The 21,717-nt window shown below is 40.7% G+C and carries 33 protein-coding genes; all 33 read right to left on the reverse strand.

From position 1 onward, the window contains the following. Positions 1-61: 61 nt before the first annotated feature. Positions 62-583 (reverse strand): signal peptidase II, encoded by a 522-nt coding sequence (gene lspA, locus DC082_RS05090; RefSeq protein WP_109236020.1) that lies wholly within the window; start codon positions 581-583, stop codon positions 62-64. Continuing rightward, positions 576-3,356, reverse strand: coding sequence for an isoleucine--tRNA ligase (ileS, locus tag DC082_RS05095; protein ID WP_229821624.1), 2,781 nt, complete (start codon positions 3,354-3,356; stop codon positions 576-578). The genes lspA and ileS overlap by 8 nt, the downstream gene beginning before the upstream one ends. Before the next feature lie 90 nt (positions 3,357-3,446). Next, complete coding sequence (ribF, locus tag DC082_RS05100; RefSeq protein WP_109236022.1) at positions 3,447-4,388, reverse strand: bifunctional riboflavin kinase/FAD synthetase; 942 nt, start codon at positions 4,386-4,388, stop codon at positions 3,447-3,449. Positions 4,389-4,451: 63 nt separating this feature from the next. Next, positions 4,452-4,838 carry a 50S ribosomal protein L17 gene (gene rplQ, locus DC082_RS05105; RefSeq protein ID WP_094566742.1) on the reverse strand — a complete coding sequence of 129 codons (387 nt, stop codon included), beginning with the start codon at positions 4,836-4,838 and terminating at the stop codon, positions 4,452-4,454. 28 nt (positions 4,839-4,866) lie between these two features. Continuing rightward, entirely contained in the window at positions 4,867-5,871 is a 1,005-nt protein-coding gene (locus tag DC082_RS05110; protein ID WP_109236023.1) for a DNA-directed RNA polymerase subunit alpha, read from the reverse strand. 60 nt (positions 5,872-5,931) lie between these two features. Next, positions 5,932-6,552, reverse strand: coding sequence for a 30S ribosomal protein S4 (gene rpsD, locus DC082_RS05115; RefSeq protein ID WP_094566740.1), 621 nt, complete (start codon positions 6,550-6,552; stop codon positions 5,932-5,934). 28 nt (positions 6,553-6,580) lie between these two features. Further along, on the reverse strand, positions 6,581-6,970 hold the full coding sequence (rpsK, locus tag DC082_RS05120) for a 30S ribosomal protein S11 (protein ID WP_094566739.1): 390 nt from the start codon (positions 6,968-6,970) through the stop codon (positions 6,581-6,583). Positions 6,971-6,990: 20 nt separating this feature from the next. After that, positions 6,991-7,344 carry a 30S ribosomal protein S13 gene (gene rpsM, locus DC082_RS05125; protein WP_094566738.1) on the reverse strand — a complete coding sequence of 118 codons (354 nt, stop codon included), beginning with the start codon at positions 7,342-7,344 and terminating at the stop codon, positions 6,991-6,993. A gap of 68 nt (positions 7,345-7,412) precedes the next feature. After that, positions 7,413-7,526 (reverse strand): 50S ribosomal protein L36, encoded by a 114-nt coding sequence (gene rpmJ, locus DC082_RS05130; protein WP_094566737.1) that lies wholly within the window; start codon positions 7,524-7,526, stop codon positions 7,413-7,415. Between the two features lie 21 nt (positions 7,527-7,547). Beyond that, on the reverse strand, positions 7,548-8,972 hold the full coding sequence (gene secY, locus DC082_RS05135; RefSeq protein WP_109200812.1) for a preprotein translocase subunit SecY: 1,425 nt from the start codon (positions 8,970-8,972) through the stop codon (positions 7,548-7,550). Between the two features lie 2 nt (positions 8,973-8,974). Continuing rightward, a complete protein-coding gene (rplO, locus tag DC082_RS05140) occupies positions 8,975-9,409 on the reverse strand; it encodes a 50S ribosomal protein L15 (protein WP_094566735.1) in 435 nt (144 codons plus the stop codon). 18 nt (positions 9,410-9,427) lie between these two features. Next, a complete protein-coding gene (gene rpmD, locus DC082_RS05145) occupies positions 9,428-9,607 on the reverse strand; it encodes a 50S ribosomal protein L30 (protein WP_094566734.1) in 180 nt (59 codons plus the stop codon). A gap of 3 nt (positions 9,608-9,610) precedes the next feature. Further along, positions 9,611-10,129 (reverse strand): 30S ribosomal protein S5, encoded by a 519-nt coding sequence (rpsE, locus tag DC082_RS05150; RefSeq protein ID WP_109236024.1) that lies wholly within the window; start codon positions 10,127-10,129, stop codon positions 9,611-9,613. Between the two features lie 16 nt (positions 10,130-10,145). After that, complete coding sequence (gene rplR, locus DC082_RS05155; RefSeq protein WP_094566732.1) at positions 10,146-10,499, reverse strand: 50S ribosomal protein L18; 354 nt, start codon at positions 10,497-10,499, stop codon at positions 10,146-10,148. A gap of 9 nt (positions 10,500-10,508) precedes the next feature. After that, positions 10,509-11,045 carry a 50S ribosomal protein L6 gene (rplF, locus tag DC082_RS05160; protein WP_094566731.1) on the reverse strand — a complete coding sequence of 179 codons (537 nt, stop codon included), beginning with the start codon at positions 11,043-11,045 and terminating at the stop codon, positions 10,509-10,511. A 13-nt stretch (positions 11,046-11,058) separates the two neighbouring features. Further along, a complete protein-coding gene (rpsH, locus tag DC082_RS05165; protein WP_109236025.1) occupies positions 11,059-11,457 on the reverse strand; it encodes a 30S ribosomal protein S8 in 399 nt (132 codons plus the stop codon). Positions 11,458-11,469: 12 nt separating this feature from the next. Continuing rightward, entirely contained in the window at positions 11,470-11,775 is a 306-nt protein-coding gene (gene rpsN / locus DC082_RS05170) for a 30S ribosomal protein S14 (RefSeq protein WP_109236026.1), read from the reverse strand. A gap of 17 nt (positions 11,776-11,792) precedes the next feature. After that, a complete protein-coding gene (gene rplE, locus DC082_RS05175; protein ID WP_094566728.1) occupies positions 11,793-12,335 on the reverse strand; it encodes a 50S ribosomal protein L5 in 543 nt (180 codons plus the stop codon). 105 nt (positions 12,336-12,440) lie between these two features. Beyond that, a complete protein-coding gene (gene rplX / locus DC082_RS05180) occupies positions 12,441-12,776 on the reverse strand; it encodes a 50S ribosomal protein L24 (RefSeq protein WP_109236027.1) in 336 nt (111 codons plus the stop codon). An 18-nt stretch (positions 12,777-12,794) separates the two neighbouring features. Next, positions 12,795-13,163, reverse strand: coding sequence for a 50S ribosomal protein L14 (rplN, locus tag DC082_RS05185; RefSeq protein WP_094566726.1), 369 nt, complete (start codon positions 13,161-13,163; stop codon positions 12,795-12,797). A gap of 2 nt (positions 13,164-13,165) precedes the next feature. Beyond that, entirely contained in the window at positions 13,166-13,435 is a 270-nt protein-coding gene (gene rpsQ / locus DC082_RS05190; protein ID WP_109200820.1) for a 30S ribosomal protein S17, read from the reverse strand. Next, positions 13,435-13,644, reverse strand: coding sequence for a 50S ribosomal protein L29 (gene rpmC, locus DC082_RS05195; protein ID WP_109236028.1), 210 nt, complete (start codon positions 13,642-13,644; stop codon positions 13,435-13,437). Before rpmC ends, rpsQ begins: the two co-directional genes overlap by 1 nt. 14 nt (positions 13,645-13,658) lie before the next feature. Continuing rightward, entirely contained in the window at positions 13,659-14,072 is a 414-nt protein-coding gene (rplP, locus tag DC082_RS05200; RefSeq protein ID WP_026878337.1) for a 50S ribosomal protein L16, read from the reverse strand. 2 nt (positions 14,073-14,074) lie between these two features. Continuing rightward, positions 14,075-14,767, reverse strand: a complete 693-nt coding sequence (gene rpsC / locus DC082_RS05205) for a 30S ribosomal protein S3 (RefSeq protein WP_109236029.1) — start codon at positions 14,765-14,767, stop codon at positions 14,075-14,077. Between the two features lie 16 nt (positions 14,768-14,783). Continuing rightward, entirely contained in the window at positions 14,784-15,116 is a 333-nt protein-coding gene (gene rplV, locus DC082_RS05210; protein WP_094566722.1) for a 50S ribosomal protein L22, read from the reverse strand. A 14-nt stretch (positions 15,117-15,130) separates the two neighbouring features. Next, on the reverse strand, positions 15,131-15,403 hold the full coding sequence (gene rpsS, locus DC082_RS05215) for a 30S ribosomal protein S19 (RefSeq protein ID WP_094566721.1): 273 nt from the start codon (positions 15,401-15,403) through the stop codon (positions 15,131-15,133). A gap of 23 nt (positions 15,404-15,426) precedes the next feature. After that, entirely contained in the window at positions 15,427-16,251 is an 825-nt protein-coding gene (gene rplB / locus DC082_RS05220; protein ID WP_094566720.1) for a 50S ribosomal protein L2, read from the reverse strand. Further along, positions 16,251-16,559 (reverse strand): 50S ribosomal protein L23, encoded by a 309-nt coding sequence (rplW, locus tag DC082_RS05225; protein WP_094566719.1) that lies wholly within the window; start codon positions 16,557-16,559, stop codon positions 16,251-16,253. The genes rplB and rplW overlap by 1 nt, the downstream gene beginning before the upstream one ends. Then, positions 16,556-17,164 (reverse strand): 50S ribosomal protein L4, encoded by a 609-nt coding sequence (gene rplD / locus DC082_RS05230; protein WP_094566718.1) that lies wholly within the window; start codon positions 17,162-17,164, stop codon positions 16,556-16,558. Before rplD ends, rplW begins: the two co-directional genes overlap by 4 nt. Then, positions 17,164-17,811, reverse strand: coding sequence for a 50S ribosomal protein L3 (gene rplC, locus DC082_RS05235; protein WP_094566717.1), 648 nt, complete (start codon positions 17,809-17,811; stop codon positions 17,164-17,166). The genes rplD and rplC overlap by 1 nt, the downstream gene beginning before the upstream one ends. Positions 17,812-17,882: 71 nt before the next feature. After that, positions 17,883-18,194 carry a 30S ribosomal protein S10 gene (rpsJ, locus tag DC082_RS05240; protein ID WP_094566716.1) on the reverse strand — a complete coding sequence of 104 codons (312 nt, stop codon included), beginning with the start codon at positions 18,192-18,194 and terminating at the stop codon, positions 17,883-17,885. Positions 18,195-18,248: 54 nt separating this feature from the next. Beyond that, positions 18,249-19,439: an elongation factor Tu gene (gene tuf, locus DC082_RS05245; RefSeq protein ID WP_094566715.1), complete on the reverse strand. Its 1,191-nt coding sequence runs from the start codon at positions 19,437-19,439 to the stop codon at positions 18,249-18,251. A gap of 97 nt (positions 19,440-19,536) precedes the next feature. Then, the gene (gene fusA / locus DC082_RS05250; protein ID WP_094566714.1) at positions 19,537-21,636 is read right to left on the reverse strand and encodes an elongation factor G; all 2,100 of its coding nucleotides are present in this window, start codon (positions 21,634-21,636) and stop codon (positions 19,537-19,539) included. Between the last annotated feature and the right edge of the window lie 81 nt (positions 21,637-21,717).

The following is a 21,717-nucleotide window of genomic DNA, read 5'->3' on the forward strand; positions in this document are numbered from 1 at the left end:
CATTCACCACCACTTATTAGAGATGATGAATGACTGTTATGGGTGACACTACTTTCAAGAATCAACGAATTGACTCATCCTCACGTTGCCGTCGCTTCTCCGTTAATGAGGAGAGAAGGATAAAGGCAACTCCTGTAGTAACAAAGATATCTGCGACATTAAAGATGGGGAAGTGCCAATCATTAAAGTAAACATGAATAAAATCGACCACATGCCCCAAAACTACCCGATCAATAAGATTACCAATTGCGCCCACTAATACAGCAGCTAAGCCAAATCTTAAAAGCTTTTCCGAAGATGAGGTACGCTTGATCCAAAAAAAGAGAATCAGAGAGATCACTACGGTAATAGCAACAAAAAACCATCTCTGCCAGCCGCCCTGATCTGCTAAAAAACTAAAAGCTGATCCAGGGTTATAGACTAATGTCCAACTGAGCCCCTTAAAGACGGGGATACTCTCCCCGTACAATAAGAGATGTTCCGCTGCATATTTTGTACCGAAGTCGAGTAGGACTCCGATAACCACAAAGATCATCCAGAAGTAGATATTAACTGGCTTCTCTTGATGAGCAGCTTTATGCATAGTGACGATCTTCCCCTTCCGGTGATAGATTCTCAATACAGCGATCACAAAGAAGCGGATGTTCGTTATTTTTACCCACCTCTTCACGATGATGCCAACATCTTACACACTTCTGATAATCATCCCCTAATACTTCAACATCTACTGCAAAGCTTTCACCCTCTAAAGAATGCTCTTCGAGCGATTCAGGCGCTTCAGAAAGAGGTTTAACATCAGCATATGAAGAGAGAAGAACAAAGCGCAACTCATCTTCAAGACGTGCGATATCTGCCGCTAATGCATCACTTGCATAGATTGTAATCTTTGTCTGTAATGAAGAACCTACTCTGCCTTCAGATCGTAATCCTTCGATCACTTTCGAAGCTTCTCCACGAATAGCTAATAGACGGTTCCAATATGCTGTATTGAATGGGTCTGATTCAGATAGTGGCATCAATCCATCATAGAATTCCGTTAAGAAGACAGACTCTAAACGCTCATTACCACGATCACGCATCGCTAACCAAACCTCTTCTGCAGTAAAGGTAAGGATCGGTGCCATCCAGCGAACTAGAGCTTCTAACACATGATAGAGCGCAGTTTGTGCTGAACGTCTCGCAATAGATTCTTTAGCTGCGGTATATTGACGATCTTTAATGATATCGAGATAGAAACTTCCTAAATCGATTGAGCAGAAGTATTGTAATTTTTGATAGACATTATGGAAGGAGTAATCAAGATATGCTTCCTTAATCTCCTCTTGGATCTCTAAGGCTCTTGCAACAATCCAACGATCAAGAGGAAGCATCTCATCAAAGCTTAAACCATTCTTCTCAAGATCAAACTCATTAGTATTCGCTAAAAGGAAACGAACGGTATTACGAATACGGCGATAAGTTTCTGAAGTTCTCTTTAAGATCTCATCTGATACCGGAATTTCTCCACGATAATCTGTTGAGGAGACCCAAAGACGAAGAACATCTGCGCCCATTTTATCGATCACATCAGCTGGCTCAACACCATTACCTAAAGACTTAGACATCTTACGGCCTTTCGCATCTACCGTAAATCCATGGGTCAATAGTGCTCGATAAGGGGCAACACCATTAATTGCAACAGAGGTGATAATTGAAGAGTTAAACCAACCACGATGCTGATCCGATCCTTCGAGATAGAGATCTGCCGGATAGCTCAATTCAGGTCGACGTGCTAAAACACTAAAATGTGTTGTTCCAGAGTCAAACCAGACATCCAATGTATCTCTATTTTTCTGGTAGAGCGCCGCCTCTTCTGCAGGGAGATAATCTTCTACTTCTGCACTAAACCAAGCCTCTAATCCATCTTTACGAATTCTTGTCGCAACCTCTTCCATCAAGCGATCAGTCTCAGGATGTAACTCCCCTGTCTCTTTATGTAGGAAGAAAGGAATAGGAACACCCCAATAGCGTTGACGTGAAATACACCAATCGCCACGGCCTTCGATCATGCCATAAAGACGCTCTCTACCCCATGTCGGGATAAATTGCACTTGATCAATTTCATCAAGAACCTCTTGACGCAATCCCTGCTTATCCATGCTGATAAACCATTGAGGCGTTGCACGATAGATTGTAGGTGTTTTATGGCGCCAACAATGAGCATAGCTGTGGGTAATCTTACCGCTATGGATTAAGATTCCTTTATCTGTTAAGTATTGAATCATTTCAGGCTCAATACCACGAATATTTTTACCGCCAAAATAGGGAACTGTTGCAATATAAGTACCATCACCTAATACAGGATTTTCAAATTCGATCCCATACTCAAGAGCAACAGCATAGTCCTCCTCACCATGAGCTGGGGCAGTATGAACAAATCCTGTCCCTGCATCTAATGTAACGTGATCTCCTAAAATCAATGGTACATTGCGATCCGCTTCAATAGGATGCTTCACCATCAAATTCTCTAAAACCGCGCCTTCAAATTCTGCAATTATCGGTAATTGGCAACCCCAACTCTTCTCAAGCTCTTCCACAAGATCTTTTGCCACAAGAAGTTGATCACCAGACTTATCGACTAAAGCATAGATAAAATCTTTATTCACAGAAACAGCCGCGTTACCAGGTAATGTCCAAGGAGTCGTTGTCCAGATAACAACAGAGACTTCACCCTCTAATGGCTGACCAATCTTCTCCCCCAATAAGGCAACATCTACCACCGGGAATTTAACATCGATACTATAAGAGACCTTATCTGCATACTCTACTTCCGCTTCAGCCAAAGATGAGCCGCAATCGAGACACCAGTTAACAGGTCTTGCCCCCTTCTCTAGATGACCTTTTTTAACGATCTCTTTTAATGCCAAAACAATATCAGCTTCCGCATCTTGATTCATCGTCAAATAAGGTTTCTCTTCATAAGAGAGCACACCTAAACGCTTAAAGCCATCGGCTTGAATTGCAATTTGACTCTTTGCAAACTCGCGACACTTAGCCCTAAACTCAGCAGGAGTCAATTTATCGCCCACTTTGCCATAACTCTTCTCAACAACTAATTCAATAGGAAGACCATGACAATCCCAACCTTGAACATAAGGAGAATCGAAACCTAATTGCCCTCTAGATTTAACAATAATATCTTTTAAGATCTTGTTAACTGCGTGTCCTAAATGGATCGCACCATTTGCATAAGGAGGTCCATCATGAAGAATAAATTTCGGCTTTCCTTTGAAGATCTCCCGTTGTTTATGGTAGAGATCGATCTTATCCCAATACTCAATAAACTCAGGTTCCCGCTTTGGAAGATTCCCTCTCATCGCAAAATCTGTTTCCGGAAGATTTAAGGTATCCCGGTATATATTGTCATTCTTCTCTTCGATTCTTTTTGCTTTACTCACGTTCACATCCTACTTTTGAAGATTAAAATAATCTCTTGAAGCCTCCGCATCTAATAAGATCTGCGCCTTTAATGCTTCAATACTTTCAAATCGTTTCTCATCCCTAATTTTAGAGAGAAATCTAACACTAAATGTCTCACCATATAAGTTACGGTTGATATCATGTAAGTGTACTTCTAAATTAGGTTTTATGCCATCAACTGTAGGTCGATAACCAATATTGGCAACACCTTTCAACTTCTCCTGAGTTCGACAGAGAGTGGCTTCTACATTATACACCCCGGTAAAGGGAGGCTTAAAGCGTTTTAATGGCAGATTGATCGTCGCTGTCCCGAGCTTTCTAGCGAGCTGATTTCCATAAACGACACGACTCATAATCTGATACGGTCGACCTAAATAGAGCTCCGCTTGATTAAAGTTTGAAACTGCCAGAGCCTCACGAACCAAGGTCGAGGAGACACGTACGCCACCAATAAAGTAGTAATCTTCTTGAACAACTTCAAAGCCATATTTTTGCCCAGCAGCTGAAAGATCTTCAAAAGATCCTGCCGCTTTCGCACCAAAACGAAAATCAGCACCAATCACGATTCCCTTAATATTGAGCTGATCTACTAAAAAATGGTCAATAAAGTGATCTGGAGACTCTTCCCGCAAGCGTTCAGTGAAGGGCAGGATAATCACCTCATCAACTAATTGACTCTTTTTAAGGTAAGCTAATTTCTCTTTTAGCGACATAATTCGTGCCGGCGAATTCTCTTTCAAAAAGAACTCATGAGGAAGTGGCTCAAACGTCACTAATGTTCGCTTTGCATCAGGATTTTTAGCCTGTAGCGCATTCACCTTATGCAATAATTTTTGATGACCTAAATGTATTCCATCAAAAGCCCCAATCGTAACAATTCGTGGTGCATCCGGAATAACACGAGAGTCTCGATAAAAGAAAAATTTCATCTTTTCGACCGTTAAATAAAAAAGCCGGCTATAAGAATAACCGGCTAATAAATAATTTATGATTTAGCTGGCATCAGCTTCATTTGCTTTAGCTGGACGCTCAACAAATTCAACATAAGCCATTGGAGCATTATCTCCAGGGCGGAAACCACACTTCAAAATACGGAGATAACCACCATTACGATCTTTGAAAAGTGGACCATAAACTTCAAAAAGTTTAGTGACCATTTCACGTGATCTTAAGATTGCGAAAGCTTTACGACGGTTAGCTACCGTATCAACTTTAGCAAGTGTAATTAATGGTTCTACTTCACGACGAAGCTCTTTTGCTTTCGGGAGTGTAGTCTTAATAATTTCATGCTCAAGAATAGATACAGACATATTTTTGAACATTGCTTTTCTATGTGCTGATGTGCGACTAAATGCACGACCTGCTTTACGATGACGCATTTTTATACTTCCTATTCAAATAATTAAATTATGCTGGTGGCTTAGAGGTATCTAAGTTAGGCGGTGGCCAATTATCTAAAGTCATACCTAAAGATAAACCATATTGCGCCAACACATCTTTAATTTCTGTTAATGATTTTTTACCAAGATTAGGCGTTTTGAGTAACTCTGTTTCTGTTTTCTGAATCAAATCACCGATGTAATATACACTCTCTGCTTTTAGACAATTCGCAGAACGAACTGTTAACTCTAAATCATCAACAGGTCTTAATAATGTAGGATCTATCTCAAATGCTGGTTCTTCCTCTACAGGTTCTTCTTCCGGCATTGGTTTAAGATCTACAAAGACATTTAACTGCTCATGAAGGATCGTTGCTGCATTACGAATTGCTTGCTCTGGATCTAAAGTTCCATTAGTTTCTAACGCAATAACGAGTCTATCTAAGTCAGTACGCTGTTCAACACGGGCCGTTTCTACACGATAACTTACGCGATTTACAGGACTAAATGTCGTATCTAACTTGAAGAGGCCAAGTGAAATAGTAGAACTATCACCCGCTTCGGTTTCACGGTTTGCCGCAGTACTATAACCGCGACCACTTTCTACCTTCATGCGCATTTTTAAGGAACCACTCGAAGTAAGGTTCGCAATTACATGTTCAGGATTAACAATTTCAATATTATGTGGAACTTCAAGATCTCCTGCTGTTACCACACACGGTCCCTGAATATCTAATGAGATATATGCTTCAGGGGCATCGTGAAGAGTAATAGCAATACCTTTAAGGTTTTGCAGAAGATCGATAACATCTTCATGCATCCCTGGAATTGCAGAGTACTCTTTTGAAACGCCATCAATTTCACATTCTGTAATCGCTGCACCTGGCATCGAAGATAGCAGAATACGACGTAATGCATTCCCTAAAGTATGCGCAAAGCCCCTCTCAAGAGGCTCTAGCGATATTTCAGAGAAGTGATTTTCGTCGGTTTTGATCTCCACTATACGTGGAGTTAACAACTCATTTAAAGCCATATGTACTTACCCGATTGATCTAAAATAATAAGAAGGAACGAAAAAATACCAATATGCTTATTATTTTGAGTACAACTCTACTACTAATGACTCGTTAATATCTGCTGGTAAATCTGAACGCTCAGGAACACGCTTAAACTCGCCTTCCATTTTTGTTTTATCAACCGAAACCCAATCAACTAGGCCATTTGCTTCTGCTAATTCCATTGCATATGCAATTCTTGCTTGCTTTTTAGAACGCTCACGAATAGCAACTACATCACTTGCTTTCAGCTGATATGAAGGGATATTAACCTTCTCACCATTTACTAAAATTGAATTATGACTTACTAACTGACGTGCTTCTGCACGAGTTGAAGCAAAGCCCATACGATAAACAACGTTATCTAAGCGGCACTCAAGGATCTCTAAAAGATTCTCACCTGTAGAACCTTTACGACGATCTGCTTCTTTATAGTAAAGATGGAATTGTTTCTCTAACAATCCATACATTCTTTTTAACTTCTGTTTTTCACGTAACTGTAAACCGTAGTCAGATGTACGACCTGGTTTTGCACCATGCTGTCCAGGTGCTCTGTCATGCTTACATTTTGATTCGAAAGAACGTGCGCCAGATTTCAAGTGGAGATCTGTGCCTTCACGTCTTGCTAATTTACATTTTGGGCCAATATAACGTGCCATGACTATCTATACTCCTTAAAAATTTATATTATACTCTGCGCTTTTTCGGCGGACGGCAACCATTGTGTGGAATGGGAGTTACGTCAGAAATACTTGTGATTTTATAGCCAATCGCGTTAAGTGCACGAACTGCTGAATCACGTCCTGGACCAGGTCCGCTGATATTTACGTCTAAATTTTTAAGACCATATTCTTGCGCTACTGTACCAGCTCTTTCTGCTGCTACTTGAGCTGCGAATGGAGTAGACTTTCTTGAACCACGGAAGCCTGAGCCACCAGCAGTTGCCCATGAAAGTACATTTCCTTGACGATCAGAGATAGTCACGATTGTGTTGTTGAATGATGCTTGAACATGTGCGATACCGTCAACAACACTTCTTTTAACGCGCTTACGCGTTTTTACTGAAGGTTTTGCCATTTTACATTTTCCCTAACAAATTATTTAACAAGTCTTCTTGGACCTTTACGAGTACGTGCATTAGTTTTGGTGCGCTGTCCTCTTAAAGGTAAACTACGACGATGACGAATACCACGATAGCATCCGAGATCCATTAAACGTTTAATGTTTAATGATACTTCGCGACGCAAATCACCTTCTACAGTATATTCACCAACTTGAGCTCGTAGTGCATCAACTTGCTCATCTGTTAAGTCTTTTACTTTTGTCGTTGGGTCAACATTTGCCGCTGCACAGATTGCTGCCGCACGAGTTGGACCAACACCATAAATTGATTGCAGTGAAATAATCACATGCTTTGCTACTGGTATATTAATACCTGCTATACGTGCCATATAAATCCTATCCTAATATTATATCAAGCAGAGCATTCTACCTGATAAATTAAAATTACTCAATACTATTAACCTTGGCGTTGTTTATGACGTCCATCTTCACAGATAACACGTACAACACCAGCGCGTTTAACAATCTTACATTTGCGACAAATTTTCTTAACTGACGCTCTTACTTTCATTCTTAACTCCAATATATTTTACTAAAAGTTTGGTGGGGTACCATTCAATGCTGAACTAATATTTGCTTTTTTCATTAAAGACTCATACTGCTGAGACATTAATAATGCTTGAATTTGTGTTACTAAATCCATTACGACTACAACAGCAATCAGGATCGAGGTTCCACCGAAGTACATTTGTACAGGACTTATACCATTAAAGAATTCAGGCAATAGACAGATAATTGTAATATAGAGCGAACCCCATAAAGTAATTCGAGTTAATACTCTATCTAAATATTGCGATGTATGAATTCCAGGGCGAATGCCAGGTATAAAACCGCCATTTCTCTTTAAGTTTTCTGCTGTCTCTTTAGAGTTGAACTGCAATGCAGTGTAGAAGAAACAGAAGAAGATTATAAGTGCCGCAAATAATATCATATATGCAGGCTGACCTATAGAGAAATACTTCACTCCGTAAAATCCGAGCTTATTAAGTGTCAAGGATACATAATAGCTAAAGCTCCCCCAAAGCCCTGTATCCGCGTCAGTCAATTCTGGCACATTAACTTTGCTTAAACCGGTACTAATGGTGTAAACAAAGGATAGGAACGCAGAACCGAAGATTGCCGGTATAACTCCCGACATATTGAGTTTTAATGGCAGATGGTTAGTTTGATTACCAACCGTCATCATTCTACCTTGCTGTCTTCTTGCATATTGAATTGTAATACGGCGCTGACCACGCTCAATAAAGACAATCACAAAAATTACAGCCAATACAAGCAAGAATAGAACAACTAATAACAACCACATTGCACCACCTTGTGTGGTAGCAGTCTCAAATAGGAACGCAACCGATGAAGGTACGCCCATTAGAATGCTTGCAAAGATGATCATTGAAATACCATTACCGATACCTCTTTCTGTAATCTGCTCACCCAACCAAACGAGGAACATTGTTCCTGTTACGAGTGTTAGCGTTGAAAGTGTAACGAATAGGACTGGCGGTATAACTACCAATTCGGCATTTACAAACCCACCATTCATGATCGCGATTGAATAAACAATCCCCTGCACAACCCCGAAAGCAATAGTCATGTAGCGAGTGTACTGAGTCATCTTACGACGCCCTGCCTCACCCTCTTTTTTGAGTTGTTCGAGAGGAGCATACACTACTGATAACATCTGAATAACAATCGAAGCTGTAATATACGGCATTACACCTAGCATAAACACAGACATCTTCTCAAATGCACCACCTGAGAAGAGATTAATCATTGCAGATATACCACCTTGTTGCCCTTGTTGATCCATTACCTCCGAAAGCGTAACAGCATCAATACCTGGCAGTGTAATATAGACCCCAATTCTATAGACTACTAATGCCAAGACTAAAAACCATAGTCTTGACAAGAGTCCTGAAAAACGTCCGAGGTTATTAGCCCCTACTTGATTTCTTTGCATATTTACTCTTCAACAGAGCCGCCCGCAGCCTCAATAGCCGCTTTAGCCCCTTTAGTAACACGAATACCTTTTAAGGTGACCGCTCTATTGATCTCACCAGAAAGCATAACTTTTGCGCGCTCATATTTCGCTGGAAGAATATTGCTCTCAATAAGTGATGCCATAGTGATCTCATTACCCTCTACTTTATTAAGTGCTGATAATGGTACTTCTGCAGTCACTAAACCAATTTGTGAATTGAAACCCACTTTTGGCAATCTTCTTTGTAAAGGTTGTTGTCCACCTTCGAACCCAACTTTATGGTAACCACCTGATCTAGAGTGTTGACCTTTATGACCACGACCCGCTGTCTTACCTAAGCCAGAACCACAACCACGGCCTACACGTTTTGGGTTAGTTTTACTACCAAACGCAGGTTTTAATGTATTTAATTTCATTTGTTTACCTATCCCCAACTACTCAACTTTAAGCAAGTAAGCTACTTTGTTAATCATCCCCATATTTTCAGGAGTGGCAGCAACCTCTACTGTATGATGAAGACGACGTAAACCTAAACCTTTTACACAATCACGATGTGATTGAAGTCGGCTATTAGTACTCTTTACAAGCGTTACTTTTACAGTTTTCTGTGTCATGACTTACCCTCTTATCTCCTCAACAGATTTGCCACGTTTTGCAGCAATCTCTTCTGGAGTTTGCATTGCAGCTAAACCTTTAATTGTTGCTTGCACAACGTTTACAGGGTTACGTGAGTTCTGACATTTAGCAAGTACATCTTTTACACCAGCTACTTCGAACACTGCACGCATCGCACCACCTGCAATTACCCCTGTACCTTCAGATGCAGGCTGCATATAGACACGAGCCGCATTATGAATACCTGTTACAGAGTATTGCAGTGTACCACCATTTAAAGAAACTGTCTTGATATTACGTTTAGCTTGCTCAATCGACTTTTTGATTGCAACAGGCACTTCTTTTGCCTTCGCATAACCGTAACCCACTTTACCATTACCATCACCTACTACAGTAAGTGCAGCAAAAGCAAATTGTCTACCACCCTTTACTGTCTTAGATACACGGTTTACTGTAACAAGCTTCTCTTGGTAACCATCTGCAGCTACCGCTGCATTTTGATTTTCAACTTTTGTAGTCATTTAATTTCCTTCCTTATTAAAACTCTAATCCAGCTTCTCTAGCTGCATCCGCTAGAGCTTTAACGCGGCCATGATATTTAAATCCAGAGCGATCAAATGCAACATTAGTTACACCAGCTGCTTTTGCTTTTGCAGCGATATCTTTACCAACTACAGCAGCAGCATCAACGTTACCACCATTTTTGATCTGAGATTTAACATCTGCTACAAGCGTTGAACTCGCAGCTAACACTTTATTATCTGTACCACTAATTACTTGTGCATAGATATGACGAGGAGTTCTATGTACGGTTAAACGATCAACCATCAACTCTCTCATTTTGATACGAGCTTTAAGGCTTCTTCTGTATCTTGCGTCTCTTTTTTTCATCGTTCTCACCTATTTCTTCTTAACTTCTTTCAATGAAACAACTTCATCTGAATAACGAACGCCTTTACCTTTATATGGCTCAGGTGGTCTGTAGGCTCTGATTTTAGCCGCAACTTGACCAACTACTTGCTTATCAACACCCTTAATCACAACTTCTGTTTGTGTAGGAGTTTCACAAGTAACACCTTCTGGCATAGCGTGAACGATGGGATGTGAGAAACCGAGTGTAAGATTCAAGTTTGAACCTTGTGCTGCAGCACGGTATCCAACACCATTTAAGATAAGCTTTCTTTCGAAACCTTCAGAAACACCGATAACTAAGTTACTTACTAAAGAACGCATTGTTCCTGCAATTGCGTAACTACCTTTGCTCTGCTCTAAATCAGGTACGATTACTAATTCCGAACCTTCTTGTTTAATCCCTACAGATGAATGAAGTTGAAGACTATTTTCACCCTTAGGACCTTTTGCTTTTACATTATTTCCAGAGATTGTGATTTCAACACCCGCTGGAACAGTAATATTCTGTTTAGCTACACGTGACATCCTAACCCCCTAATTAAGCTACAACGCAGATCACTTCCCCACCGAGCGATAAAGATCTCGCCTTGTGGTCAGTCATCATGCCTTGTGAAGTTGAAACAATCGCAATACCTAAACCACCTAAAACTTGTGGTAAGCTATTTTTATCACGATATACACGGAGGCTTGGCTTACTTACACGCTCAATACGCTCAATAACAGCCTTACCTTGATGATACTTAAGTGTAAGCACTAATTTTTTATTAGAAGCTTTATCACCAGCAACATCGATTGATGCGATGTAACCTTCTTCAAGAAGCACATCAGCGATAGATTTTTTTACGTTAGAGAAAGGAATCTCTACGTTTACTTTTTCAGAAACTTGCGCATTACGAATGCGGGTTAGCATATCTGAAATTGGATCATGCATACTCATTATAAAATTCTCCTACCAGCTAGCTTTTCTTAAGCCAGGAATATCACCACGCATAGTGATTTCTCTTAACTTGTTTCTTCCAAGACCGAACTTACGGTATACACCATGAGGTCTGCCTGTAATACTACAACGTCTACGACGTCTAGATGGAGAAGAATCTCTTGGTAATTTTTGAAGTGCGACAACTGCTGCTTCTTTCTCTTCTGCAGTAGCGTCGACACTAATAATAATCTTTTTTAACTGCTCGCGTTTTTCAGCATACTTAGCAACAAGCTCAGCACGCTTCTTTTCACGATTAACCATTGATACTTTAGCCATAATTTCCTGCTTTATAATTAATTACGAAATGGGAAGTTGAAAGCGCTTAATAAAGCTTTTGCTTCTTTGTCAGTCTTCGCAGTTGTTGCGATACTAATGTCCATCCCACGTGTAGCATCTACTTTCTCATATTCGATTTCAGGGAAAACGATCTGTTCTTTGATACCAAAGTTATAGTTTCCTGCACCATCAAATGAGCGTGCACTTACACCGCGGAAGTCACGTACTCGAGGTAAAGAGATATTAATTAAGCGATCTAAAAATTCATACATAGTTGTACGACGTAATGTTACACGGCAACCGACAGGCCAACCATCACGAATCTTAAATCCAGCAACCGATTTTCTTGAAAGGGTCACTTGTGCTTTTTGTCCTGCAATAGCAGTTAACTCTGCTACGGCATTATCCATAATTTTCTTATCAAGTACCGCTTCACCAACACCCATATTTAAAGCGATCTTAGTGATTTTTGGCACTTCCATAGGATTAGTGTAGCCAAACTCTTCGATAAGTTTTGGTACTACAACTTCATCATAATACTGTTTTAATCTTGCTTTCATGATATTCCTCAATGCCAAACGGATATGTCTTTTAATGCGATACATCCTGTTTGGCACAGTAATTATTTATAAAATAAGCTGGCTATAATAGCAAAAGTATTTAAACTAGCCAACTTTTTTATTTGTAGATTTAAAAACTCTTTCACGAACGAATTTTACTTTACCATTTTCATCTTTAGTTTCAGTAACTTCGATCTTGATTTTATCTTGTTTTTTCGTCTCGGGATTATAAATCATCACGTTAGAGAGATCGATGAAAGATTCTTGCTCTACCTTACCACCCTCGATTCCGAGTTGTGGGTTTGGTCTAACATGCTTAGTTACTTTATTAGCACCAGCAACTTTCACACGCCCATCTTTCACTTCAAGCACGCTACCACGATGCCCTTTACTGCTTCCCGCGATTACTACAACTTCATCACCTTTACGGATTTTTGACATATTTAATAATCCTCTTTACTAGATAACTTCAGGCGCAAGCGAAATAATTCTCATGAACTTCTCACCACGTAACTCACGAGTCACTGGGCCAAAGATACGAGTTCCGATCGGATCCAAGTTATTATTAAGAAGTACAGCAGCGTTACCATCAAATTTAATTAATGAACCATCTTGGCGACGAACACCTTTACGAGTTCTTACTACTACTGCATTATACACATCACCTTTTTTAGCACGTCCGCGTGGAATAGCCTCTTTAACAGAAACTTTGATTACATCCCCAACGGTAGCATATCGACGATGTGAACCGCCAAGAACTTTGATACACATTACTTTACGTGCACCAGAGTTGTCAGCTACGTCTAAAACTGTCTGCGTCTGAATCATTATTAACCTCTCGACTCTTCAACTACACGAACTAAATCCCAAGTTTTTTTCTTAGAAATAGGACGTACTTGTTTTATTTCAACGATATCACCGATGTTACATGTATTCGCTTCATCGTGCGCATAGAACTTAGTAGAGCGCTTCACATACTTTTTGTATTTAGGATGCTTTACTAATCTTTCTACATATACAGTAATGGTTTTATCACTCTTATTCGATACAACTGTACCAATAACGGTACGAGCGTGTTGCTGTTCAATAGCAGTAGTCATTATTTACCACCCTCTTTCATTTCACCAAGTACTGTGTTAATTCTCGCGATTTGTCTACGAGACTCTTTGAACTGGTGTGACTTTGATAGCTGACCAGTCGCCTTTTGCATACGGAGATTGAACAAACCGCGTTGTAAATCAAGTTTTTCATTTCTTAATTCTTCAACCGATTTATCTCTCAATTGAGCTGCTTTAGATACTTTACTCATGACTTTTTACCTCTTTAAAGAACTGTACGTTCAGCAAACGCTGTTTTAACAGATAGCTTTGCAGAAGCAAGTCTAAATGCTTCACGAGCAACAGTTTCCGTGACACCTTCAATTTCAAAAAGCACACGACCTGGTTGAACTTTTGCTACCCAGTACTCAACGTTACCTTTACCACTACCCATTCGAACTTCTAATGGCTTACCAGTAATTGGCACATCGGGGAAAACACGGATATAAACTTTACCACCACGACGGATATAACGAGTAATCGCACGACGCGCTGCTTCGATTTCACGAGCATTGATGCGACCATTTTCTGTAGACTTTAAGCCAAATTCACCGAAGTCTACCTTATTACCTGCTGCCGCAACTCCACGGTTACGACCTTTACGCATTTTTCTAAATTTAGTACGTTTTGGTTGCAACATGATTACTCACCTTTCCTTCTTCTGTTTCTTTTCTTAGGTACCGCTTCTTCTTGTTCTACAGCAAGGTAATCAAATACTTCACCTTTGTAGATCCAAACTTTAACGCCCAAGATACCATAAGTTGTTAATGCTTCTGCTGTTCCGTAATCAATATCTGCACGGAATGTATGGAGAGGAACACGCCCTTCTCTATACCACTCAGTACGAGCAATTTCCGCACCATTTAAACGGCCAGATACGTTAACACGAATACCTTCAGCACCTAAACGCATAGTATTAGTTACCGCACGACGCATAGCTCTTCTGAACATTACACGACGCTCTAATTGCTGAGCAATTCCCTCTGCAACTAAATACGCATCTAACTCAGGCTTTCTTACCTCCTGGATTGATACATGTACTGGACAACCCATGATCTCTGAAAGCTCTTTACGTAAGATTTCAATATCTTCGCCTTTTTTCCCAATAACAACACCAGGACGAGCTGTATGAATAACAACTTGCGCTGATTTTGAAGGACGGCTGATATGAATCTTAGAAACAGCAGCACCTGCTAATTTCTTTCTTAAAAACTCTCTAACCTTAAAGTCAGATTCAATAAACTCAGGGAAAGTCTTAGAATCCGCGTACCAACGCGAATTCCAGTCTTTTGAGATCCCTAAGCGTATACCGGTTGGATTTACTTTTTGACCCATTTTGACTTACTCCTAATTAAGCTTCAGCAACGATTACTGTGATGTGACTTGTCTTCTTAAGAATACGGTCTCCACGACCTTTTGCACGTGGGCGCATTCTCTTAAGAAGAGGACCCTCGTCAACCATAATAGTTTTCACATAGAGGTTGTCGATATCCGCACCAAAGTTATTCTCAGCATTTTCCATTGAAGAAACTAATACTTTAAGAATAAGATCTGCAGCTTTTTTGTCGCTAAATTGTAACAAAGTAAGTGCACGATCAACTGGTAGTCCACGGACCTGATCTGCAACTAAGCGCGCTTTCTGAGGAGAAATTCGCGCATGGCGATGTACTGCTCTACTTTCCATGTTTTATCTCCTTATTAACGTGCTTTTTTATCTGCAGCATGACCGCGATAAGTACGAGTGACAGCAAACTCACCTAACTTATGACCAATCATATTTTCAGTAATTAAAATCGGCACATGAATTTTTCCATTGTGTACGGCAATTGTAAGTCCAATCATTTCTGGTAGGATCATTGAGCGACGTGACCAGGTCTTAATTGGACGACGATTATTTGACGCTACAGCTTCATCTACTTTCTTTTGTAGATGATGATCGATAAATGGACCTTTCTTTATAGAACGTGGCATATTTTACCCTTTATTCGATTTAATTATTTAGTACGACGACGAACAATGTACTTACTTGTACGCTTGTTAGTACGTGTCTTGTAACCTTTAGTAGGTTGACCCCAAGGCGTCACAGGATGTCTACCACCCTTAGTACGACCTTCACCACCACCGTGTGGATGGTCTACCGGGTTCATCGCAGCTCCACGAGTTTGTGGTCTAACACCAGCCCAACGACTTGCACCGGCTTTACCTAACACACGAAGGCTATGCTCTCCATTACTTACAACACCAACGGTCGCTTTACAATCAGAGAGAACCTTACGAATTTCACCTGAACGTAAACGTAATGTAGAGTACTCACCCTCTTTAGCGATAAGTTGTACTGAAGTACCTGCTGAACGTGCTAATTGAGCACCTTTACCAGGCTTCATCTCAACACAATGTACTGTCGTACCAATTGGAATATTGCGAAGTGGTAGAGAGTTACCTGCTTTGATGGGCGCATTTGGACCAGCAAACAATACATCACCCACCTCTACTTTTGCAGGAGCGATAATGTAACGACGTTCACCATCTACATAGCAAAGAAGTGCAATGTGTGCGGTACGGTTTGGATCGTACTCAATTCTCTCAACTTTTGCCGGAATATTCTCTTTATTACGTTTAAAGTCAATCAAACGATAATGTTGTTTATGACCACCACCACGATGACGTGAAGTAATACGTCCATCATTATTACGGCCGCCGGTTCTATGCTGACCTTCTACTAATGGAGCATATGGTTTACCTTTATGAAGGCCTGGCGTTACAACCTGAATTAGTGAGCGACGACCTGGTGAAGTTGGTTTAGCTTTTTTTATACTCATTACATATCACCTAAAAAATCAATTTCATCTTCCCCGTCTGCAAGTGTTACGTAAGCTTTTTTCCAATCTTGCTTTACACCCATATGACGGCCAAATGATTTACGCTTACCTTTTTGGTTAAGCACAGTAACCTTCTCTACTTTACGTCCAAATAAGAGCTCTACTGCGTCAGCAATCTCTTTCTTATTGGCATCTTTCAATACGCGGAAAGTTACTTCACGATTAAGCTCTTCTTGGCGCGCTGTTTTTTCAGACGCATGAGGAGCAATGATCACTTTCATTAATCTTTCTTTAACATCTAAAATCATGCTAATAACTCCTTAACTGAAACAAGCGCCTGTTTAGTCATTACAACTTTATTAAACTGTACGAGGCTAACTGGATCAATCGCTTCAACATCAAGTACGAGAACGTTTGGCACGTTTCTAGCACTTAGGTAGAGCGGGAAGTCAACAGCTTCAGTAACCACTAATACGCTTTCATTATGTACATTCAAGCTTTCTAACTTAGCGATAAATGCTTTCGTCTTTGGCGCTTCCATTGTAAAATCTTCAACAACTACTAAACGCTCGCTTCTGATTAATTCAGAAAGAATGTTAAGCATCGCCGCTTTGTACATTTTCTTGTTTACTTTCTGGCTCCAGTTTTGTGGCTTAGCTGCAAACGTTACACCACCACCTCTCCAGATAGGGTTACGCTTACTACCAACACGTGCACGACCAGTTCCTTTTTGTCTCCATGGCTTCGCTGTAGAACCTGCTACTTCAGCACGTGTTTTCTGAGCGCGAGTACCTGCTCTTCCACCTGCTTGATATGCTGTTACAACTTGATGCACTAACGCTTCGTTAAAGTCACGACCAAACTGCGTGGCATCTAATTCAACTGGAGATCCGCCGATTACTTGAATTTCCATTACGCCTTACCTCTTTTCACTTTGATTGCAGGAGACACAACAACATCTGACCCCTTAGGTCCTGGGACAGCACCTTTAATGAGAAGTAAGTTGCGCTCAGTATCTACTCCAACGATCTCAAGATTTTGAGCTGTTCTACGAACTGCACCCATGTGTCCCGCCATTTTCTTACCTTTGAAAACACGACCTGGATCTTGACATTGACCGATTGATCCTGGAACACGATGCGACAATGAGTTACCGTGCGTATTACGTTGACCAGCAAAGTTATGACGTTTAATTGTACCGGCAAAACCTTTACCTTGCGTAACGCCTGAAACATCGACTTTTTGTCCTGCTTCAAATAACTCTACAGTTAACTTTTGTGCAACTTCATATGCGTCTGTAGTATCGACACGAAATTCCCAAAGTGAACGTGCTGATGCGATCTCTGCTTTTGCAAAGTGTCCATCTAATGATTTTTTCTTTTTGCTTGAATACTGTGGACCATGCGCTACTTGTACCGCTGTGTAACCATCAGTATCTGCTGTTTTGATTTGGGCAATTTCATTGTTTTCGATTTGCACAACAGTCACTGCAAGAGAGCGACCATCTTCACCAAAAACTCTACTCATCCCGAGTTTTTTTCCGATTAATCCTACTGCCATTTTATAACCTCAATTAATAAATGATAAAAACGAGAGGAAGGTTGGCGACCTTCATCGCGAACAAACCCGTACTAGTCTAAACGAATTTGTACATCCACACCAGCAGCTAAATCCAGTTTCATTAATGCATCAACTGTTTTATCTGTTGGATTAACAATGTCCATGAGACGCTTATGAGTTCTTAACTCATACTGATCACGCGCATCTTTGTTAACATGCGGTGATGTCAATACTGTAAATACTTCACGCTTAATAGGTAAAGGAATTGGACCTTTAACCTGCGCACCTGTGCGCTTAGCTGTTTCAACAATTTCTTTTGCAGACTGATCAATTAAACGATAGTCAAATGCTTTAAGGCGAATTCTAATTCTTTGATTATCCATACTACTCTCATTTAAAAATCCTAGGTTCCAAAAGAAACCTAGGAAAAAAATTAATTATGCAATAACTTTCGCTACAACACCAGCACCTACTGTACGACCGCCTTCACGGATCGCAAAGCGTAAACCTTCATCCATCGCAATTGGGTTGATTAACTCAACAACCATTTTTACGTTATCACCAGGCATAACCATCTCTACACCTTCAGGTAGCTCACAAGCACCTGTAACGTCTGTAGTACGGAAATAAAATTGTGGACGATAACCTTTAAAGAATGGAGTATGACGTCCACCCTCTTCTTTTGAGAGAACGTAAACTTCTGCTTCAAATTTAGTATGAGGCTTAATAGATCCTGGTTTTGCTAATACTTGACCGCGCTCAACATCTTCACGCTTAGTACCACGGAGAAGAACACCCACGTTGTCACCTGCTTGACCTTGATCAAGAAGCTTACGGAACATTTCTACACCAGTACATGTTGTTTTTTGAGTTGGGCGAATACCGACGATCTCTAACTCTTCACCAGTCTTAACGATTCCTGATTCGATACGGCCTGTTACTACAGTACCACGACCTGAAATTGAGAAAACATCTTCGATAGGCATAAGGAATGGCTTATCGATCTCACGAACAGGCTCAGGGATCCACTCATCTAAAGCTGCAAGAAGCTTTTTGATTGCTGGAACACCAATTTCTGATTCATCGCCTTCAATTGCTTTAAGCGCTGAACCAACGATAACTGGGGTATCATCACCAGGGAAATCGTATGCATCAAGAAGTTCACGAACTTCCATTTCAACAAGCTCGATTAACTCAGCGTCATCAACCATATCTGCTTTATTTAAGAAAACAAGAATATATGGAACACCTACCTGACGCGATAAAAGGATATGCTCACGAGTTTGTGGCATAGGCCCATCTGCAGCTGAACATACTAAGATAGCTCCATCCATCTGCGCTGCACCAGTGATCATGTTTTTCACATAGTCGGCGTGTCCAGGACAGTCTACGTGTGCATAGTGGCGATTTTCAGACTCATACTCAACGTGAGAAGTTGAAATCGTGATACCACGCTCTCTCTCTTCCGGTGCGTTATCGATCTGATCATATGCACGTACGTTTGCACCTATAGATTCGTTACCCACTTTTGTTAAAGCCGCGGTTAAAGTTGTTTTACCATGGTCAACGTGACCAATTGTACCGACGTTTACGTGCGGTTTATTACGACTAAAAGTTTCCTTTGACATACTATTAATACCCCAATTTTTTAAAGAGCTAAAAACAAGCTCTACATTATAGAGCTTGTCTATTAGATTGCAAATTATTTATTTTAATTAGACTCTATTAGTCTACCTTATTCGCATTGATGATTTCATCAGCAACACTATTTGGTGCTTGGTTATACTTCAAGAATTCCATGGAGTATGTTGCACGACCTTGCGTTGATGAGCGAAGCGCTGTTGCGTAACCAAACATCTCAGATAATGGAACTTCCGCTCTGATAAGTTTTGATCCAAATGCATCATCAATACCTTGAAGATTACCACGACGACGGTTAAGGTCTCCCATAACATCACCCATGTACTCTTCAGGCGTCTCTACTTCCACCTTCATGATTGGCTCAAGCAATACAGGACCTGCTTTTTGAACACCATTTTTGAAACCCATAGATCCAGCAATTTTAAACGCCATCTCACTTGAGTCAACATCATGATATGAACCATCATATAATGTTACTTTTACATCTTCGATTGGATAGCCTGCGATAACACCGTTTGCCATCTGCTCTTGAATACCGCGATCAACCGCTGGGATATATTCTCTTGGAACAACACCACCAACAATCTCATCAACGAACTCGTAACCTTTACCAAGCTCTTGCGGCTCAATACGCAACCACACATGACCAAACTGACCACGACCACCAGATTGACGTACAAACTTACCTTCTGCTTCAACCGGCTTAGTGATTGTTTCACGATAAGCAACTTGCGGCGCACCAACACCACACTCTACTTTAAACTCACGCTTCAAACGATCCACAATGATATCTAAGTGAAGCTCACCCATACCACCAATAATCGTTTGACCTGACTCTTCATCAGTTCTTACACGGAAAGATGGGTCTTCTTGCGCTAAACGTGAAAGCGCCATACCCATCTTCTCTTGGTCAGCTTTTGTTTTTGGCTCAATTGCAACAAAGATTACAGGCTCTGGGAACTCCATACGCTCAAGCGTAATTTGATCTTTCTGATCACAGAGAGTGTCACCTGTTGTAACATCTTTAAGTCCAACCATAGCAATAATATCACCCGCTCTTGCCTCATCAATCTCTTCACGAGAGTTAGAGTGCATAGCAAGTAGACGACCAACGCGCTCACGTCTGCTCTTCACAGGATTGTAAACGTGATCGCCAGATTTAACGACACCTGAGTAGACGCGAACGAAAGTTAAGTTTCCAACAAATGGGTCATTTGCTAACTTAAATGCAAGTGCAGAGAAAGGCTCTTCGTCAGATGACTTACGAACACCTGGCTCACCGTCAGGAAGCTCACCAGCAATTGGTTTTACTTCTGTTGGTGATGGGAGATAGTAAATCACATCATCAAGCAATGCTTGAACACCTTTGTTTTTGAATGCTGTACCACAACAAACAGGTACTAATTCAGATGCTAATGTACGAGCACGAAGTCCTTGACGAATCTCTTCTTCAGATAACTCACCCTCTTCAAGATACTTATCCATCAACTCTTCACTTGATTCTGCAGCAGCCTCAACCATTTGTGAACGGTAATTTTCTGCATCAGCAAGAAGCTCAGCTGGGATCTCACGCTCTTCGAACGTCATACCCATATCTTCTTCATTCCAGTAGATTGCTGTCATTGTTACAAGATCAATCACACCTTCGAAGTTATCTTCTGCACCAATTGGAATTTGAATTGGAACAGCATTTGCACGAAGACGCTCTTTCATCTGATCAACAACACGGAAGAAGTCAGCACCTGTACGGTCCATCTTGTTAACAAATGCAATTCTAGGTACTGCGTATTTGTTCGCTTGACGCCATACTGTCTCAGATTGCGGCTGAACACCACCTACTGAACAGTACACCATTACCGCACCATCTAGAACACGCATTGAACGCTCAACTTCGATTGTAAAGTCAACGTGTCCCGGTGTATCGATAAGGTTAATACGATGCTCAGGGAATTGTTGCTTCATCCCTTTCCATGAACAAGTGGTTGCCGCAGATGTGATTGTGATTCCGCGCTCTTGCTCTTGAGCCATCCAGTCCATCGTTGCAGTACCATCGTGAGTCTCCCCAATACGGTGATTTTTACCAGTATAGAAGAGGATACGCTCAGATGTGGTAGTTTTACCTGCGTCAATGTGAGCACTGATACCAATATTACGGTATCGGTCAATAGGCATAGTTCGAGCCATAATAAATCCTTCTTTTAAAATTAAATCTTAATTTCTTTAAACAATAAATGCGGTGTCCCAAAATATATGAGCACCGCAATT

The sequence above is a fragment of the Ignatzschineria indica genome (assembly GCF_003121925.1).
GTDB classification, from domain to species: Bacteria; Pseudomonadota; Gammaproteobacteria; order Cardiobacteriales; family Wohlfahrtiimonadaceae; genus Ignatzschineria; species Ignatzschineria indica.